The sequence below is a fragment of the Lachnobacterium bovis genome, assembly GCF_900111325.1.
Classification (GTDB): Bacteria; Bacillota; Clostridia; order Lachnospirales; family Lachnospiraceae; genus Roseburia; species Roseburia bovis_A.
This window is the reverse complement of record NZ_FOGW01000005.1, coordinates 116133-131522: the sequence shown is the minus strand read 5'-3', so window position 1 is coordinate 131522 and position 15390 is coordinate 116133. Positions and strand designations below refer to the sequence as shown.

15 protein-coding genes are annotated in these 15390 nt (G+C 27.9%); 10 read left to right on the top strand and 5 right to left on the bottom strand.

Going from position 1 to position 15390, the window contains the following annotated elements:
- The first annotated feature begins 6 nt into the window (after positions 1-6).
- The 10 genes from BMY79_RS01885 to BMY79_RS01840 all read left to right on the top strand — a co-directional run bounded on the left by BMY79_RS01885 (position 7) and on the right by BMY79_RS01840 (position 8469).
- Positions 7-1119, top strand: coding sequence for an FtsW/RodA/SpoVE family cell cycle protein (locus BMY79_RS01885; protein WP_022747825.1), 1113 nt, complete (start codon positions 7-9; stop codon positions 1117-1119).
- A gap of 15 nt (positions 1120-1134) precedes the next feature.
- Positions 1135-1530: a methylglyoxal synthase gene (locus BMY79_RS01880; RefSeq protein WP_022747824.1), complete on the top strand. Its 396-nt coding sequence runs from the start codon at positions 1135-1137 to the stop codon at positions 1528-1530.
- Positions 1514-2497, top strand: coding sequence for a D-alanyl-D-alanine carboxypeptidase family protein (locus BMY79_RS01875; protein ID WP_022747823.1), 984 nt, complete (start codon positions 1514-1516; stop codon positions 2495-2497). Before BMY79_RS01880 ends, BMY79_RS01875 begins: the two co-directional genes overlap by 17 nt.
- A gap of 327 nt (positions 2498-2824) precedes the next feature.
- Positions 2825-3247 (top strand): hypothetical protein, encoded by a 423-nt coding sequence (locus BMY79_RS01870; protein ID WP_022747821.1) that lies wholly within the window; start codon positions 2825-2827, stop codon positions 3245-3247.
- A gap of 85 nt (positions 3248-3332) precedes the next feature.
- Entirely contained in the window at positions 3333-4712 is a 1380-nt protein-coding gene (locus BMY79_RS01865; RefSeq protein WP_022747820.1) for a biotin/lipoyl attachment domain-containing protein, read from the top strand.
- A 32-nt stretch (positions 4713-4744) separates the two neighbouring features.
- Positions 4745-5437 carry a YggS family pyridoxal phosphate-dependent enzyme gene (locus BMY79_RS01860; protein ID WP_022747819.1) on the top strand — a complete coding sequence of 231 codons (693 nt, stop codon included), beginning with the start codon at positions 4745-4747 and terminating at the stop codon, positions 5435-5437.
- 12 nt (positions 5438-5449) lie between these two features.
- Complete coding sequence (locus tag BMY79_RS01855; protein WP_022747817.1) at positions 5450-5992, top strand: cell division protein SepF; 543 nt, start codon at positions 5450-5452, stop codon at positions 5990-5992.
- 45 nt (positions 5993-6037) lie between these two features.
- Complete coding sequence (locus tag BMY79_RS01850) at positions 6038-6811, top strand: YlmH/Sll1252 family protein (RefSeq protein WP_022747816.1); 774 nt, start codon at positions 6038-6040, stop codon at positions 6809-6811.
- Between the two features lie 49 nt (positions 6812-6860).
- Positions 6861-7490: a signal peptidase II gene (locus tag BMY79_RS01845; protein ID WP_022747815.1), complete on the top strand. Its 630-nt coding sequence runs from the start codon at positions 6861-6863 to the stop codon at positions 7488-7490.
- A 43-nt stretch (positions 7491-7533) separates the two neighbouring features.
- Complete coding sequence (locus tag BMY79_RS01840) at positions 7534-8469, top strand: RluA family pseudouridine synthase (RefSeq protein ID WP_022747813.1); 936 nt, start codon at positions 7534-7536, stop codon at positions 8467-8469.
- Positions 8470-9091: 622 nt separating this feature from the next.
- Here the strand turns inward: BMY79_RS01840 and BMY79_RS01835 are convergent.
- The 5 genes from BMY79_RS01835 to BMY79_RS01815 all read right to left on the bottom strand — a co-directional run bounded on the left by BMY79_RS01835 (position 9092) and on the right by BMY79_RS01815 (position 15367).
- Positions 9092-9730, bottom strand: a complete 639-nt coding sequence (locus tag BMY79_RS01835; protein ID WP_022747812.1) for a cytidylate kinase-like family protein — start codon at positions 9728-9730, stop codon at positions 9092-9094.
- 120 nt (positions 9731-9850) lie between these two features.
- Positions 9851-10309: a D-aminoacyl-tRNA deacylase gene (dtd, locus tag BMY79_RS01830; RefSeq protein ID WP_022747811.1), complete on the bottom strand. Its 459-nt coding sequence runs from the start codon at positions 10307-10309 to the stop codon at positions 9851-9853.
- Positions 10310-10468: 159 nt separating this feature from the next.
- On the bottom strand, positions 10469-12133 hold the full coding sequence (pelG, locus tag BMY79_RS01825) for an exopolysaccharide Pel transporter PelG (protein WP_051532771.1): 1665 nt from the start codon (positions 12131-12133) through the stop codon (positions 10469-10471).
- 14 nt (positions 12134-12147) lie between these two features.
- Positions 12148-13557, bottom strand: coding sequence for a GT4 family glycosyltransferase PelF (pelF, locus tag BMY79_RS01820; protein WP_022747808.1), 1410 nt, complete (start codon positions 13555-13557; stop codon positions 12148-12150).
- Position 13558: 1 nt separating this feature from the next.
- A complete protein-coding gene (locus tag BMY79_RS01815; RefSeq protein WP_022747807.1) occupies positions 13559-15367 on the bottom strand; it encodes a DUF2194 domain-containing protein in 1809 nt (602 codons plus the stop codon).
- Between the last annotated feature and the right edge of the window lie 23 nt (positions 15368-15390).

Below are 15390 nucleotides of genomic sequence, written 5' to 3'. Positions count from 1 at the left end.
ATGCGTATGTTTAGTCAATACAAAATTAAAAATTATAATTTCAAATTAGTATTTTTTGTTTCATTACTTACTATTTTGGGTATTATGGTAATTGGTAGTGCTAATCCAGCTGTTCAAAGTAAGCAAGTATTGGGATTTTTTGTAGGTTTAGTAATCATGGTAGTCATTTCTTTACTTGACTACCAGGTTTTACTAAATTTTTCATTTGTATATTATGTTAGTGGATGTTTTTTATTGTTACTCGTTAAATTTTTAGGCCATTCAAGTAAAGGTGCTCAACGTTGGTTCTCAATTGCAGGTATTACAATTCAACCTTCAGAGTTAGCCAAGATTGTAATAATAGTATTTTTTGCATCATATTTAAACAAATATACGGAACGAATAAATGACAATGATAGATTATTAAAAACATTAGGATTTGTTGCAATACCTTTATGTTTGATTTTATCTCAACCCGATTTGTCAACTACAATAGTTACTGCATTTATTTTTGTTTCGCTCTTGTTTATTGCAGGATTAAGTTATAAAATAATAGTAAGAGTTTTGGCTGTTATTGTACCAGCCTTTATAATTGCCATTATTTTAGTAGCAACTAATGTAATTGATCTTTTACATGGTTATCAAATGGAACGTATTTCAGCTTGGTTATATCCAGATGCTCCACAAAACGTTGATAAAGCTAGGCAACAGGTTAATTCAATAATGGCAATTGGTTCTGGTCAAATGTTTGGAAAAGGCTTAAATAATACAGATGCAGCGTCTTTAAATAATACACATTATATTTCAGAATCACATACTGATTTTATCTTTTCTGTTATTGGAGAAGAATTGGGATTTATAGGATCAGTTGCAGTTATAGTTTTGCTAGCATGCATTGTTTATCAATGTATAAAAACAGGAATGAAGGCAAGAGATTTGTCAGGACAACTTATTTGTTACGGAATGGCATCATGGATTGCTTTCCAAAGCTTTGTAAACATTTGTGTTACAACCGGATTAATGCCAAATACTGGTTTAACTTTACCATTCGTAAGCTATGGATTAACGTCATTGCTCTCATTGTTAATTGGTATAGGTTTAGTTTTGAATGTCGGTTTACAATGCAAAAAATATTATTAGGAGGTAGTTATACTTATGAATATTGGACTTATTGCCCATGATTCTAAGAAAAAATTAATGCAAAATTTTTGTATTGCATATAGAGGAATCTTGGCTAAGAATGATTTATACGCAACAGGAACAACTGGAAGATTAATTGAAGAAGTTGCAAATTTACAAGTACACAAATATTTAGCAGGTCATTTAGGTGGCTCACAACAATTAGGAGCTCAAATCGAGCATAATGAAATTGATTTAGTTATTTTTTTACGTGATCCATTGCAACCAAAATCACATGAGCCTGACGTTCATATAATTGTTCGTTTATGTGATGAACACAATATCCCACTAGCTACTAATCTAGCTACAGCTGAGCTATTGATTAAATCTTTAGATAGAGGAGATTTAGAGTGGCGTGAGATGTATAAATAAAAAAAGAATAAAGTATTTATCATTATTAGTTACAGTTAGTATTTCATGTACAGGTATTTTATCTAGTTGTGCATGGTTTGACAAAAAAGAAGATTCATATAACATCGCGCTTTCATCGGTTGGAAGTAACAGTAAAATAAATAATTTTCTTGGTGAAGATTTATGTGTTACAGATGAGGTGAATTTCGGTTTGGAAAAAGTTTCATCTGATTCAGCTGAAGAAGCTGGAGTATTTAATGTTAGCAAAAAAGAAGTAACTTATAACCAAAATATTTATAAGAAGTTATATCCAGCTAGTACAACTAAGATATTAACAGCTTATATTATTTTAAAAAATTCAAACTTAAATGATGTAACAACTGTTAGTGAAAATGCAGTAAAACAGGGTGGAGATTCGTCTGTATGCCATTTAAAAGCAGGAGATAAAGTAAGCATCAAAACTTTGTTACATGGAATGATGCTAGAAAGCGGTAACGATGCCGCTATCGCTTTGGCCGAATATTATTCAAACTCTACAACAGATTTTGCAAAAGTTATGAATAAGTATGCTATGAAATTAGGTGCAACACATACACATTTTGTAAATCCTAACGGATTACCAGCAGATAATCATTACACTACATTATATGATATGTATTTAATTTTTAATGCAGCGATAAAATTACCAGAATTTAAAGAGATAGTTTCTACGAAGGAATACGTTGCATCTTATATTAATTCAAGTTCTAAAGAAGTAAGTCAGACTTGGAAGAATACTAATGCATATTTAAAAGGGACTTATCCTGTACCTGATGGGTTTAATATAATTGGTGGTAAAACAGGAACAACAAATGCCGCTGGTCATTGTTTAGTTTTGTATTCTAAAAATGCTAGAAATGAAGATATCATTAGTATTGTATATGGTGGTAAAACAAAACCCGATTTATATAAATTTATGACACAAATACTTACTGAATTTGGAAAATAATGTAAAATATACGTTTTACAATTATAATACGAAATTTTTAGTCTAAATTATATTTCATCTTGAAATATAATTTAGATTTTTTTTTGTTTATTTTTTTAAATTACACTTTTTATAACACTCTTTTTTTATAAAATTTATACAGTAATTTGTATACTTATTCTTGTTTTTTATTTATAATTAAGATATAATTAATATATAATTCATTATGTTAATGATTAGATTATTTTTTGTTCTAAGTAATACAGTGGTTGTAATTTTTTGACTAGAAATTTTATGGTAACGACGTAGAAAATGTGTTATTAAAATCAAATTCTAGGAGGATTAATTATGGTTGAAATTATTTGTGGACAGAAAGGTAAAGGAAAAACAAAAGAATTACTTAATCTTGTGGATGATACTCTAAATAACGTTGAAGGAAATGTTGTTTATATCGATAAAAGCAATCAACATATGCTTGATTTAAACAAGAAAATCCGTCTAATCGACGTATCAGAGTATCCAGTAGAAAATTGTGAAGAATTTTTAGGATTTATCTGCGGTATAGTTTCACAAGATAATGATTTAGAAGAAGTTTATTTAGATAGTTTTCTTACAATAGCATTTATTTCTAATGATGACGAGTTTTTATATGCAATCAATAAATTAGACAAAATTTCAAATAAATACAAGACAAAATTTGTCCTCAGCGTTTCTACGGATGAAGCAAGCTTACCTGAAACTGATAAAATAAAAGTACTTGTAGCTTTATAAAAACTTGACTAAATTTAGTATAATATAATAAATAAGAAATTTATGGGCTTCTAAAATGGAAGCCCTTTTTTTGAGGTGTATAACAGTGGGAAAGAGAAAAATTGTACGATACAAAAAACCATTAAATACAAATATAGGAATCATTATTTTTGCAATTGTATTATTATATATATGTATGAGAGTAGGTAGTTATTTTTTTTCAAAAACAACAGCTACATACGAGGTACAACAAGGAGCAATTGCATCTAATAATGTTTATCGAGGATTAATTCTTAGAGATGAACATATCGTCAAAACAGAAAAAACTGGATATGTAAATTATTATGCTAAAAATAATACTAAAGTTTCTGTTGAAGACAATGTTTATTCTATAGATACAGACGGTGGATTATCCAACAAAATATACGATGCTACTGATGATACATCAGTATTGTCAGGTACTGATATAGAGAACATCTCAAATGATATCTCCGGATTAACTACATCCTATAACGCTAATAACTTTCAAGATGTTATTTCTTTTAAAACTGAGTTATCATCTGAGCTTACTCAAATTTTAAGTACAAATGCATTAGGAAAATTAGTTTCACAAGTCGAGCAAGCTGCTTCAAAGAAATCTTTTTTTCTTGTAAAATCAGAAGAATCTGGTGTTGTGATGTATTCAACAGATGGTTATGAAAACAAAACCATTAATGAATTTTCTCCAACTTGGTTTAAAAACAATTTGTACAAGAAAAAAACTTTATCTGCGAAATCTAAAGTACATAAAGGTGATGCAGTATATAAATTGATAACAAATGACGATTGGCACGTTATAATACAAACTGATTCAAATACAGCTTCCAAGTTGAAAAATAATTCCGAAGCTAAAATAAAGTTTTGTAAGGATAATAAAATAGCTAAAGCACAATGTAGTATAATAAAAAAAGTGAAAGATGTGTATTATGTTGATTTACAGCTTAGTGACTCTATGATTCGATATGCTTCTGATCGTTTTATCGATTTAGAAATAGTTCACAATTTAACAGATGGATTAAAGATACCAGCGACATCTTTGACATCAAAAAAAGCGTATAAAATACCAAAAAATTATTTTGTTTTAAAAGATAATGGTAAAAAATTAGGTTTTACAATTGTCCATCCAAATAAAAAAATAGAATTTTATACACCAAAGATTATTTTCTTAGATGATAACAATTATTACATAGAAAAAGGTAAATTATCATTAAATGATTCAATTTTAGATTCAGCGAATAATAATAGTATTATTCTTAACACTACCGTATGTAAATTAGACGGTGTTTACAGCTTAAATAAAGGGTATGCTATATTTAGGCCAGTACAAATTCTAGAAAGGAATCAATCGTATATAATTGTAAAAAAACTTGATTCATTTAGTATAGCTTTATATGATCATATAGCATTAGATGGAAAAGCAATAAAAGAAAATCAACTTATAGTATAGAAAATTGTAGTAAAAAAGAGAGGAAGCATAAAATGTTAAAAGAGAACTTAAAAGATGTCCAATCAAAAGTTTTAGAAGCATGTAAACGTGCAAATAGAAATCCACAAGATGTAACATTAGTTGCTGTTAGTAAAACTAAACCAGTAGAAATGTTGCAAGAAATATATGATTGTGGAATACGTAATTTTGGTGAAAATAAAGTTCAAGAACTTGTTGGAAAGATAGAATCTTTACCAAAAGATATTAAATGGCATATGATTGGCCATTTACAAACAAATAAAGTCAAATATATTGTAGGAAACGTTGAATTAATCCATTCTGTTGACAGTATTCATCTTGCAAAAGAAATCAGTAAACAATCTGTTAAAAAGAATGTCACATCACATGTTTTGATAGAAGTAAACATTGCAGAAGAAGAAAGCAAATTTGGATTAAAAAAAGAAGACGTTTTAAATACAATTACAGAAATTTCAAAAATGCCAAATATTAAAGTAGACGGATTAATGACAATTGCTCCATATGTTGTAAATCCTGAAGAAAATCGTAACTTTTTTAGAAAAATTAAACAATTAGCAGTTGACATAAGTAATCAAAACATAGATAATGTAAGTATGAATATATTATCCATGGGGATGACTGGTGATTACGAAGTTGCAATTGAAGAAGGGGCAACGATTGTTAGAGTCGGCACCGGTATATTTGGAGAAAGAAACTATAAAAAATAGGAGAACTAAATTATGAGTTTTGTAGATAAGGTATTAACTGCTATGAGATTAACAGATGATGAATATTATGATGAGGAATTAAATGAAGATTTTATCGAAGATGATGAAATTGAAGATGAGCATGAGGAAGAAGCGCCTCGTCATAGTTTTATTCGTGAGAAAAAAAGTGATGTTAAAGAAGATGATAGAAACGCTTATAGAGATAAATCTTCTAAAACAACACCTAAAATAACACCAATAAGTAGAGCAAGAAAGCAGGGAACAGGTATGGAAGTATGTGTTATCAAACCAACATCAATGGATGATGCAAGAGAAATCACAGAAACACTTTTAAGTGATCGCACAGTAGTGCTTAATGTAGAAGGATTAGATGTAGATGTTGCTCAAAGAATTATAGATTTTTCTTCTGGTTCATGTTTTGCAATTAGTGGTAATTTACAAAAGATTTCAAGCTATATTTTTATTATTACACCAGCTAATGTTGATATTTCAGGAGATTTTCAGCAAAATATTATGGATGCTTTTCATTTACCAGGATATTCTGTTGAAGACTAATCAAGAGTAATAACATACTAAAATAACAAAAGATAGAAATTAATTATGAATACGGATAAAGATTTATTTACAAAAAAAATTATTGAGCAATCAAGGATTTCATACAATAAAGATATTATTATTTTTGGTAAATTCTTAAACTTAAATGAACAAAGTATATTGCATTCCACCAAAGAACAATTAATGAGTGACTTTTTGCTTTTTGGTGGATATAATTTTGCAGAAAGACAGATGGTAGCATTTATACCAGATGATTTGTATGATTTATCAATATTTCCAATAATGTTATTAAATATAACTATTACTAATACTAAATATTCTCAGAAAATAACACATAGAGATGTATTAGGTGCATTGATGTCTTTAGGTATTAAAAGAGATGTTATTGGTGATATTATTGTACATGAAAATGATAGAAACACTTATATATATATTTTTTGTGATAATAATATAGGACAATATATAATAGATAATTTAAATGAAATCAAACGAACTAAAGTCCAAGTTCAGCAAGTCATAGATAATCCGTCAAATATTGATGATTTAAAACCCGTTTTTAAAATAGTTAATGAATTGATTCCTTCAAATAGAATTGATGTAATTGTTTCTAAAGCGTTTCATCTATCACGAGATTTATCCAAAAAATTGATATTATCACAAAAAGTGTTTATAAATGGCAGGATAGTTAATAAAACCAGTGAAGAATGTAAGGATGATATAATTGTATCGGTTAGAGGATATGGTAGATTCATTTTCAAACAATCTAATCAGGTTTCAAAAAAAGGAAAGTTAAAAGTAATTTTTAAATTTTATGAATAACTTTTAAAATAATTTATACTAAAGTAGTAATGTAATAGGGGACAATATGATGAAAGAAGAACTTTGCAAAAATAAAATAAATAAACAATATTTTGATAACTTAAAAATATCTTTATATATTATTATTCTTATAATAGTTGATCAGATTTCAAAATATTTTGTTTTATTAAATTTAAAAGGACATAAGCCTTATTCACTTTTAAAAAATATTTTCGAATTAAATTATCTTGAAAATAGAAGTGCTGCTTTTGGTATAGATCCAATAACATTTCTTCATAAAATATTTAATTTTAAATATTTTAACGAGCATCCAAATGCTTTTGTGACAGCAAAGTTTATTTTCTTTGTTATTTTTACTATTGTAGTAGTATCACTCGTCTTATATATTGTATTTAAAATGACTGCAAGTAACTTTAAGTATAAGTTTTTTCGATTTAGTCTATTGTTAATTGCATCAGGGGCAGTAGGAAATTTTATAGATCGAGTATTTAGAAAATATGTTATTGATTTCTTGTATTTCAAATTAATAAATTTTCCAATTTTTAATATTGCAGATATATATATTACTATTGGCGCAATATTAATGTGTTATATTATCATTTTTGTTTTTGATGAAAATGATTTAAATACATTAATGTCAAACATAAAACAAAAAAAGACTAACAAAAATGATAAATAACGAAACTAATAAATAATAAACATAAAAAAGATAAGGAGTTTTTATGTTTCAAGAGAACATAATTATAACAGAAAAAGACGTAAACGAGAGAGTAGACAAGTTTTTAAATGCTACTTTTCCTGATTTTACACGTTCTTTTATTCAAAAAGCTATTAAAAATGGAGAAATCCTTTTAAATGGACAAAACGTAAAAGCAAATTATAAATTAAAATTAAATGATTCAATAGAACTAAATATAAATGATCCTGTTGAACTTGAAATTGAACCAGAAGACATTCCATTGGATATTTTATATGAAGATGATGATGTCTTGATTGTAAATAAGCCCAAAAACATGGTAGTTCATCCTTCGGCAGGACATTTATCACATACATTAGTTAATGCTATTATGTTTCATTGCAAAGATTCATTAAGCGGAATTAATGGTGTAATCAGACCAGGAATAGTTCATAGAATCGATATGAATACTACTGGTTCTTTAATAATATGTAAAAACGATTTAAGCCATACTGATATTGCAGAACAAATAAAAGAGCATAGTGTTAATCGAATTTATGTCGGATTAGTGTATGGTCAATTAAAAGAAGATGATGGAACAATAGAGGGTCCTATTGGTCGAAATCCTAATGATCGTAAAAAAATGGCAATTAATTATAAAAATGGAAAACCTGCAATTACACATTATCATGTTTTAGAACGTTTTAATGAATATACGTATGTAAGATTCAAGCTAGAAACTGGTAGAACACACCAAATTAGAGTACATATGGCAAGTATTGGTCATCCATTAGTAGGAGATGATGTATACTCAAACGTTAAAAAATGTAAATTTAAACATTTAGAAGGTCAATGTTTACATGCTCAAACGATTGGTTTTGTTCATCCATCCACTAAAGAATATGTTGAATTTAGTGCTCCATTACCAGATTATCTTGATAAATTATTGAATACATTAAGAATAAATGAGCATAAAGGATAATATATATAAGAAATAAAATATATATAAATAATAAAATATATACTAATATAAAATTCATATATTATGTTAATTTCTATAATAAATATATAATATACATAAAATGTATTTATTAAAATATATTTATTATAGAAAAATAATGTTTAAAAATTATTTTAAACATTTCATCATGTACGGTGTTTCTGGAAAGAAGAAGTGATATAAAGTAATTAATTTTCAGATAATTTAAAATGTGAATAAATATAAAAAACAAGCCTGCGAAAGCAGGTTAAAAAGTTAAGAAATTCTATTCGCAAAACACAAGTTTAACGCATAGTTATATATTCAAAAAAATAAACTTTGATTTTTACTGGCTTTCATTCGTTTTTTTTAATTGTTATAAAAATCAGACAATTGTTCTTATTACTACTTCTTTTTTATTTTATGTTAATTTTTTAAAATATTATTTTACTTACACCATGCTTATTATCTTTTCATTTAAAATCAAATACAACCTTTATAATTATCCATTTTATATTATCTCATAATAAAAGCTTGAGCTATATACAACATATATAACTCAAGCTTCAAGTTTTTACGGAAATATCATTTTTCTTATTCCTTATTAAAAAGAAAAATTAAATTTTTATTTTTCTTTTTTTCTTAGCATTTCTCTATACTTTAATATTACTTCAATACAATCATCAACATCTAATTTACTAGTATTTAAGCATAAATCATAACTTCTAGCTTCACCCCATTTTTTGGATGTATAATAATTATAATAATTTGCCCGCTGGCGATCATTTTTGATTATTGTATCTTTTGCTTTTCTTTCACTTAATTCCAGACGCTCACTTATTCTTTTTATTCTGTCTTCTAATTCAGAATGAACAAAAATACTCAGCATTTTAGGATTATCTTCTAAAGCGTAATCTGCGCATCTACCTATTATAACGCAGGATTCTGCAGTTGCTAACTTTTTGATAGCATCAAATTGTGCTAAAAAAACCTTATGATTTAATGGCATATCCATAAAAGGCGCATTTGAATAATTCATAGATGAATATGTATCCATTACTAACGAATATAAAAAGCTTGCAGTTGGCTTTTCATCATGTGTTTCAAAGATTTCTTGGCAAAAACCTGATTCCTTGGCTGCTTGCTGGAGCAATTCTTTATCATAACACTTTATTCCTAATTTTTCTGCTAATTTATATCCAATTGCACTACCTAAACTACCAAATTCTCGCCCTATTGTATAAATCTCTTTATATTCTTCCATTTATAATTCCCCCCAAAAAAAATAATATTCATTCTGTAAATATTTGCCCATAATTAATATCTCTATACCTATATTATACCTTATTTGGTATTAAATTGTATAATTACTTTTCTATAAAATTTAAATAGCTAGCTTATCTGACTCTAATATAATAGTAAATGGTCCATCATTTTCCAAGGAAATTTTCATATCTGCTCCAAAAATACCTTTTGCTACTTTTTTTACTTTAGGATCATTTTCACATTTATCAATGATATATTCATACATTTTTTCGGCTTCTTCAGGTTTTTCACTATCCGTAAATGATGGTCTATTTCCTTTTTTACAATCTGCATATAGTGTAAATTGTGAAATTAGCAATATTTCACCATTTATTTTCTCTAAAGGAAGGTTTATCTTCATGTTTTCATCTTCAAAAATACGCATATTAATTAATTTACTAACCATTTTATCCGCTATTTTTGTTGTATCACCCTTACCAATTCCAACAAAAACAAGCAATCCTTTATTTATTTCACCTGTAACCTTATCATCTACTACGCATTTTGCATTATTTACTCTTTGTATTACAAATTTCATTTCACTACCCTATTCTTTCTTTATTTTTATTTTGTATTCTGTATTATTATATCAAAATTATTATATTAAAAGCTCCCGAAAATCACTTTCCTGGAGCTTTTATAAAATAAAATATTAATTTATAAAATTCATTTTCATAAAAAATCAATAAATACTTTACTACTTTTGAATGATATTATGTTTTTCTGCAAGTTCTTGTTTATATTTTCTTACTAAACGTCTATTAAATGCACAATGTATTTTAAAATCAATATCATTCAATTTAACATTCAAGTAATGTGATAATTTTGTGAATATTCCTATTCGTTCTTCCTTAATTAATGGTTGTCTACTCAAAATATGATATGACAATCTATTTGTAAAACGAATCAATTTATAAAGGCAAATTGCGAAATAACAAATTGATGCTACTGCAAATCCAATACCATAAAATTTGGGATCAAAAAAATAATTTGTCAAACAGCTACCCACAACAGATACACATGCGAATACTACTGTTGCAATTGCTGCACTTTTATAATCTGTAAAATATAAAAGCATAAGCATCAACACATTTCCAATAGCATAAATTCCATATGCAACGCATAAGGTTCTAAAATAGCCACCCATTAATGAAGTAAATCCAAGTTTTAAACAAGGTTGTGTTAAAATTATTAAACCAACTGAAATCATAATCGCTGTAAAATACAATTGTCTCTTAGCTGTGTAACCTATTTCTCTTTCTAAAACAGTAAGCATTTCTTTTTCAGCTTGATCGATTTCTTTAATTGAACCCTGTCCATTAAAAAGATTATAAAATCTTGCATATTTAGGATAAAAATTTACCTCTACAGATGTTACAAAATTAATTGTTGTTACAATTATAGTTAAAAATGCAAATAATGCAGGAACATCATGTTCTGGAGCTGCATAAAATAATCCCTGAACATGAACTCCAATCGGTCCTAGCCATGCAATTATTAAATGTGCAAATAATCCAATTGTTGAAAATGTTCCAATAACAACTAAGCTCTTATATTCATCGAACCATTTTAAATACTCAAAAGCCCCCTGATATTCGTCTCTGATTGATAATTTTTCTTTCTTTTTATCAGATTTATTTACATTTACTTGATTAAAATGATCTATCACACTTTTTTCAGATAAAACAGGAAAATAATCATATAAAGCAACTAAATTACCAATTAACATTATTCCATATCCAGAACAAACACTAATCAATAAAACAGTTAATGACACACCTATAAAAGCGCTACCTAAACAAGCAAATATAAAAGCAATTAAAATAGCAACAGAATATGTCATCATGATTGCTCTGTATCTTTTAATAGCTGATAAAAATGTCATTTGTGTCCAAACAACTAATAATTCTTCAAAAAGGATAAAATTTAATAATGCATGTATAAAAGATATCCCTGAAAAATATAAAAATATTGCATACAATATTCCACCAATTGGAAGCATAAACAACAAAATACCATTAAATGCTGGCAATATTTTTTCATGCTGTTTTAATTGTTTTCTTTGTGATGAATTTGCATCTACGTACTCAACATCTGCAACAAATCGTGTTATAACCATAGAAGAAATACTAGTAAATAATAATGATGCAAATAATGAATACGTAATCATACTTATAAATAAATCTCTTGAATGCGAATCAAGATTGTACCATTGACCGACCCAATTAATACCAATTAAAAATAAGTATCCTAAAAGCATTGGGCCAGTTGTGATTACACCAGTATATCCATATGCTTTCATTTTAGAAAGCACACCTTTTTTCTCAAATAATTTTTTTAATTCAAAGCCTATTCCAGCCACTGTGTTACTCCTTTTTAATTATCATATAATTTCTTGTATTTTTTTATCATTTCAGGATGTCGATAGTATAAATCTACTCTACGCTGACCTAATTCACCCATTTTAATCCTCATATTTCGATCTTGACACATTCTATACATTTCTTCAGCAAGCGCTTCTCTATGCATAGGTGGAACACAAAATCCAACGACTCCTAAGTCATCTCCCGGCGCACCTTCTAGTAATTCACGACAACAACCAACTTCTGTAGTAACACAAGGACGTCTAGATGCCAAAGATTCTAGAACAGATAATGGTTGACCTTCTGAAATACTTGTCAAAATAGTAAAATCAAATTTTTTCATGTATTCAGTTACCTGTACCTGACCTGGGAAAATGATATTTTCGCCTTCTTTAAGTCCTAACTGTTTAACTAAATCATGACATTGCTCGTTGTATTCCTCATCATCTATTCCACCTAGAATATGTAATCTGACATTTTTCATTTTATGAGTAAGTTCTGAAAATGAATATATCATAGTCTTAACATCTTTAATTGGTGCCATTCTAATAACAGCTCCAATATCTACTACACCATCATCTTCTTTTAATGGTATATCCTTAAAGTTATCATAATGGATACCATTTGAAATTACTATACATTTATCAGGATCTGCACCTAATTCAATTTGTGTTAAACGAGCATTTGTAAATAAACTTGTTACATACTTAGCTCTTTTATACACAGCATCTGAAAGCATATAATAAAATCTAATCCATTGCTTTTTAAACGATGGTTGAACCCATGCAGCACGAATAATTTCTTCTTCTCTTTCCCTTGAATAAATACCATGTTCTGATAAAATTAATGGTTTTTTATATTTATAATGTCCAAGTACTCCAAGTAATCCACCATATCCAGTACAAATGGTATGATATATATCTGCTTTAGGAACTTTTCTTCCAAGTAGATACAATACTGGAATCATCATTGAACGAATTGTATGAAATGTATCCGCAAAAGCTGCATTTGGATAATCATTAACACATAACTCAGTTAAAATCTTTAAAAAATCCTCACTCATTAAAAAATCACTAGGATTAATTTTTTTATCCTGGAAAAGATAACATAAGTCTTCCCATGAAGTTGATTTACATTCAATTAAATTTGATAATGCTTCCCTTTGTGCTTCAGTAAAATGATATTTTACTTCTTTACCTGCTTTTAATTTTAAAGCATCATCTAAGAATACTTCATTAATTTCAACTACATTTGGATATGACAATACATCATATTTATATTTTCCTTTTTTTTCTGCTTTATCCGCAATAACCCATAAAACAAATTCAACATCAGGCATAGCCTGGATATATTGATTCATCCAAGATGAAACGCCACCATTAGCGTAGGGATAACTTCCTTCTAATATCAAACAAACTCTCATATTATTTTACCCCCGTTCTTTTCATGGTAACCTTATCTTTCTTAACTTTCATAATGTAAAGATTGCCAGTTAATTTTTCAAGCTTAGCTCCTTTGATGTTAGACACATCGCCCTCATTTACACGAACGAAACAATATGCCTCATCATTTAAGCCCTTTAAATTGATATTAACACTATTCTTGGTAATATCTTTTTCTACAGATAAATTACAGTATCTTTGAACTGCTCCACCTAACTCTGTTCCTGTTAAATTTCTAAGTTTTGGAGCTGATTTCTGCAACCAAGACATATAATTATCAAATCTGCCTTTCAAGTTTTCCCATCCAATATCAGCACCTCTATCTACATCAAGAAGATCATCTGGATGCATAAAGTGTGAGTTTACATAATGAAAATTAAGTTCCGAAAATGCTGAAAATCTCATATGATCATCTAAAATACAACTTGAGATAATTCTTGGAGTTTCAACAACACCATCTTTTGCAATTTCAAATTCTTGCTCGTAAACATCTCCACCTGGGAAATATGTACTTGCTATAACCTTAATATTCTTATCTTCACCTAAAAGTTTTCTACCATCACTTGATAATACATTAGATGGTGGAACATATACACTCAACTGTGACTCAGGGAAAATTTCTTTTGTAAATTTCTTTACTTTCTTAACAGCATACTTCATTTCTTTATAACTTTCCCATTTATGGTATTTTTCAACTTTATATGCATATGACTGTAAACATAAAGGCTGATGGTTATAACCATGAATTCCAATTTCTCCACCTTGTTTTAATAACATATTACCAAAATATTGGTATGAAGAAATATCCTGATTTCCTGGTAATTTACCCTTTGTTTTATCATTATATGATTCAATAATTAATCCTGTATATTTATTACCATATTTATCACCAAATTTTAACAAATCTGGCCACCATCTACTTGAATAGAATGTTGCAATATCCATTTTATAATCTCTTTTAATATATTTACCATCTCCTAATGGTGTTGGTGATGGAAAATCATCTAAATAATATGCTGAACCATTAATAACTGGATAAACACAAACATCTTCTAATAAAGAATATGCAGAAGAAAAAATTCCTCTATATGCCTTAGTTACATAACCAAAATTACATACTACAACTTTTCCTTGTCCTAAATTTTTAGACCAAATAACTGGCAAGCTCTCGTCACCATTTGTGGCAAAAATTTTAACATCGTCTGTAACTGAAACATTCATTGATGATTCATATGGATCAACAAGAGGATATGTTTTCTGGGCGCCAAGCATAAATCCATCTTTTGATTTAAAATCCTCTAAACAAAAGAATCCCTTTTGTGATTCCTTTATACCTAAATTTTCTTGGTATGTTTTAAATACATCTGTAGAATATACTGGAAGTGCCTGTAATAAGCGTCCTCCTTTTTTTGTCCATTCCATCAATGTAGGTAACTTATCTTCCATCGAATCATAATTTTGTATACCTACAAAAGCAGTTTTATAATTTGACATATCTAATGGCTTATTCTGTGCAATATCATATACTTCATAAGCAATACGCATGTCTGTTAAAATCTGCTTAAATTGAACAAAAGCATTTGATGCGTTTTTTTCCGAACTATCAGTAATTAATACGCATTCTTTTTTTCCAATTGCAACTTTATTACTTAAATTTGTAACCTTTAATAATGGCTCTTCATCTGTATGCATTTTATATAGAATACCATTTCTTTCTACAATTAATAATGCAAAAATAAGTAAAAAGCCAATAAAAACTTTTATTACATCATAAAATCTTGTCTTTTTCATGAAGATCCCCTTCAACTATTTCC

Bases quoted from the DNA above. Each gene is read 5' to 3' on its own strand.
- BMY79_RS01815 (WP_022747807.1), bottom strand. From the start codon at position 15,367: ATGAAAAAGACAAGATTTTATGATGTAATAAAAGTTTTTATTGGCTTT.
- BMY79_RS01860 (WP_022747819.1), top strand. From the start codon at position 4,745: ATGTTAAAAGAGAACTTAAAAGATGTCCAATCAAAAGTTTTAGAAGCA.
- pelF (WP_022747808.1), bottom strand. From the start codon at position 13,557: ATGAGAGTTTGTTTGATATTAGAAGGAAGTTATCCCTACGCTAATGGT.
- BMY79_RS01845 (WP_022747815.1), top strand. From the start codon at position 6,861: ATGAAAGAAGAACTTTGCAAAAATAAAATAAATAAACAATATTTTGAT.
- BMY79_RS01850 (WP_022747816.1), top strand. From the start codon at position 6,038: ATGAATACGGATAAAGATTTATTTACAAAAAAAATTATTGAGCAATCA.
- BMY79_RS01835 (WP_022747812.1), bottom strand. From the start codon at position 9,730: ATGGAAGAATATAAAGAGATTTATACAATAGGGCGAGAATTTGGTAGT.
- BMY79_RS01870 (WP_022747821.1), top strand. From the start codon at position 2,825: ATGGTTGAAATTATTTGTGGACAGAAAGGTAAAGGAAAAACAAAAGAA.
- BMY79_RS01840 (WP_022747813.1), top strand. From the start codon at position 7,534: ATGTTTCAAGAGAACATAATTATAACAGAAAAAGACGTAAACGAGAGA.
- BMY79_RS01855 (WP_022747817.1), top strand. From the start codon at position 5,450: ATGAGTTTTGTAGATAAGGTATTAACTGCTATGAGATTAACAGATGAT.
- BMY79_RS01885 (WP_022747825.1), top strand. From the start codon at position 7: ATGTTTAGTCAATACAAAATTAAAAATTATAATTTCAAATTAGTATTT.
- BMY79_RS01880 (WP_022747824.1), top strand. From the start codon at position 1,135: ATGAATATTGGACTTATTGCCCATGATTCTAAGAAAAAATTAATGCAA.
- dtd (WP_022747811.1), bottom strand. From the start codon at position 10,309: ATGAAATTTGTAATACAAAGAGTAAATAATGCAAAATGCGTAGTAGAT.